Source organism: Legionella sp. (genome assembly GCF_049790535.1).
Taxonomy (GTDB): Bacteria; Pseudomonadota; Gammaproteobacteria; order Legionellales; family Legionellaceae; genus Legionella.
The window spans coordinates 1-3022 of the sequence record NZ_JBAQZB010000078.1; the positions used below are offsets into that span (position 1 = coordinate 1).

Below are 3022 nucleotides of genomic sequence, written 5' to 3' on the forward strand. Positions count from 1 at the left end.
AGCTGTACGATTACTTTAGCCACGAGCACACCTGAGGGACCAACCAACATTCTCATAGCAGGAGATAATACCAATACGGTAAATGTCGATGTGAGTGTAACCGATCAACCACTGATAAGCATCGTGAGTCCTGTACAGCAAAACCGGGTTGTTACGGTATTTGGAATACCGTTGTCATTAGAAATCACCAATGATGTGCACAGTGTCATGAATGCTAATGCAATTACGGTCAGCAATAAGGCAGCTTGCCCCAATCTGTCCGTTGACGACAGCAATTGTACCAGTGTGGCCCCTGGAGCCAGTTGTACACTGGAACTGACTTCGAACACACCTTACGCCCCCTGTACGATTACTGTCAGCGGCAGCAACACAGCCAATAGTCCCATTGCCTTGATTGCCTTTTCTTATTTAGGAGGGCTGGTATTTGAGGAAAGCGGAGGCAGCGGCAAGGTCGTCATTGATGTGGCACAAGGTTTTGATAGCCTATGGACGAGTATTCTTTCTAGTATAGTCGGTGCATCAAGCTTAGATGATGGGGCTAGCAATACCAACGCTATTGTTGCGGATATATCCTGCTTCGGAGATCCTACCGACTGTGCAGCCCTACTCTGCCAAGACATTAGTATAGACTGGTATCTTCCTGCAATAAATGAGCTGTCCACAGTCCATAATGCGCTATGCTCCAACGCTGCAATCCCTTGCAACTTTGGTGAGTTCTCGTCCGGGCTCTACTGGAGTTCAACGCAGTCCATCATCTCCAATACTTTCGCGCGAAACGTGAATTTCCCGACGGGTATAGAAGACGTCGGCAATAAGAACAGCTTTAGCTTTGTTCGGTGTGTCCAGGCTTTTACTTAGTTCTTCTTTATCTCTTTTCTTTTGAGGCAGCATTGCTGCCTCATGGTTTTTTAAAGACGAATTTACGAGGTTGGTTACCTGTTGGTGTTAAAGGTAGGGGTGATATTGTAGTACTTTGGCATTGACTCAAGAAAGCGAATCAATGTCTGGTTTTTTGGCTTTAACTTTTAAAATCATCTCTATTTCTGAATGTACAAATAACCTCCGTGTTTCAAGTTAAATATAGCCTTAGCTATTAATTAATTTCGTTTAATTCTTTTCGTAAAATCTGTAAAACCATTGAAGGTTGATTCTTGAATCTCAGGATTTAACAACTGAAGATATTCATTTGCTAATACAGGAATTTCTTCAGCTTTGCTGGCGTTTAATGCAGCTTTAAATTCAAGATAAGCAGATGGATAAAGCATAGATTGCTTGTGATTAGTCATGCTTTTATTATCTAAATGTTTTTTAAACAATTGCTTACTTCCCTGGGAGAAGAAACTTAAATCACTATTAATTAATAACTGTGTAAGATATTGATAGCTGGCGGTTACTACCAAAGTATCATCTGGGTTATCTAAGTTACTAATAATATCATACACATATTTTTTCTCATTAGTCCTATCGTTTTTAAGGCTTAATATGGCAACATGAATTTTATCCATATTTGTTAAATTAGCTGTTTTAGTAAGATATTTTGGTGATAAAGTTGCAAGTCCTCTATAAACAATGCCACCATCATTTTTATCTAAATCTTGAAGTCGAAGTTCCTTAAAATAATTACTAATTTTTTTTAAGCTGGTTTTTTCATTTTTCTCCAAGCTGTTTTGATAAATTGATTGTAAAGTTACCAATAACTTATGTCTTGCTTCTCCTGTTTCATTTTTGGCTTGTTTAATAATTTCATCTATCAAATAATCTGGATTTTCAAAAGAAATAAAATCATAGAAAAGGATTTTAACTTTACTATCAACTTGATTTGACGTAAGTAATTTCCATAAATACCTAATTTCTTTCTTCGAAATATTGGAGGAGTTTTGAAGTATCTGATAAAAATTTTCAGCATTTAACTCTTTAAGATTATCTTCATTTATTGAGCTTATATTGGCATGTATGTCAGCAGACACCAAATCTGATTGAGTTGTTATCCGCTCCGGTATCAGTAAATCGGAATCAACAGGAAAATAATTATATATAGCTAATGGAGTGGTCCATACCGTATTATATGTTGGCAAGCTATATCCTGAGTTGAATGCATAGGCATAATTTACTAAAGTATCACATCGGAATTGACCGCATGAAATTGGTCTGGTGTTGCCATCAATTTTACCTTCTTTCCATCTCCACGTGCGAGTATACTCAGGACAAGCATAGTATTGTCTAACTATTCTATTAGCTACAGTATATGATTCATAGGATCTAGGGGATAATAGCCCACCCTTGCTTCCCCAAAATTTTGATCGTGACTTAAAGTTGTCGATCGTATTTTCTTGAATATGTGGAGCAGTATCCAAAGCCTCAAGAACAACTGTAGGTCTCATTCTATAATCAGGGGCACTTGCAATACCAACATGACCTACGGGTCGGCCTAGGCCTGCTAAATCGCGAGCAATGAGATCACCAACAAATGAGGGAATTTTCGAATAAACAGGGCATGCTATTACTGTAGAGCCTATTATATAAATCAGTTTTGTTTTCATATTTATTTCCTTTCATTATGATATAAATCCGATTATCTATTTACTGTAGTTTTGCTGTATAGATGAATTCTTTGAGTGCAAAATAGCCTAACTAGTTAGGATGTGTTTGACTGTTTCGAATGTTGAGCAATTAATCTGAATTTTTTTGAGTTGACTGATTTTACTGTTCTATTTTCAAGGAGGCATAAACAATAAAAATAACTTTGTAAATTATCAGCACTATTTTTTGAAATTTTATTTTCCATAACTAGTTTAGGATGCTAATCAAATTTTCCATTAATTGAGCAATGCTATAGAAAGGTTTATATGGTGTCAAGGGATAAAATGATATAATTATAATCTGGCTTTCTAATTAGGGTTTTCCCGCATATCCAGCCCAAACTGGCAATGAGGAATCCATCAACCTAAAAAAATCTTCACTTAATGTATAGCGCTGGCTAATGCGGGATACGTAAAAAACAAAAAATGAATTAAATTTAATA

At 36.5% G+C, this 3022-nt stretch carries 2 protein-coding genes; one reads left to right on the forward strand and one right to left on the reverse strand.

Annotation, left to right across the window (positions count from 1 at the left end; genetic code table 11):
* The coding region (locus WA877_RS04325; RefSeq protein ID WP_425169706.1) for a DUF1566 domain-containing protein at positions 1 to 858 on the forward strand (858 nt) is incomplete at its 5' end.
* Between the two features lie 239 nt (positions 859 to 1097).
* Here WA877_RS04325 and WA877_RS04330 read toward each other — a convergent pair.
* Positions 1098 to 2540, reverse strand: coding sequence for a hypothetical protein (locus tag WA877_RS04330; protein ID WP_425169707.1), 1443 nt, complete (start codon positions 2538 to 2540; stop codon positions 1098 to 1100).
* Positions 2541 to 3022 lie beyond the last annotated feature (482 nt).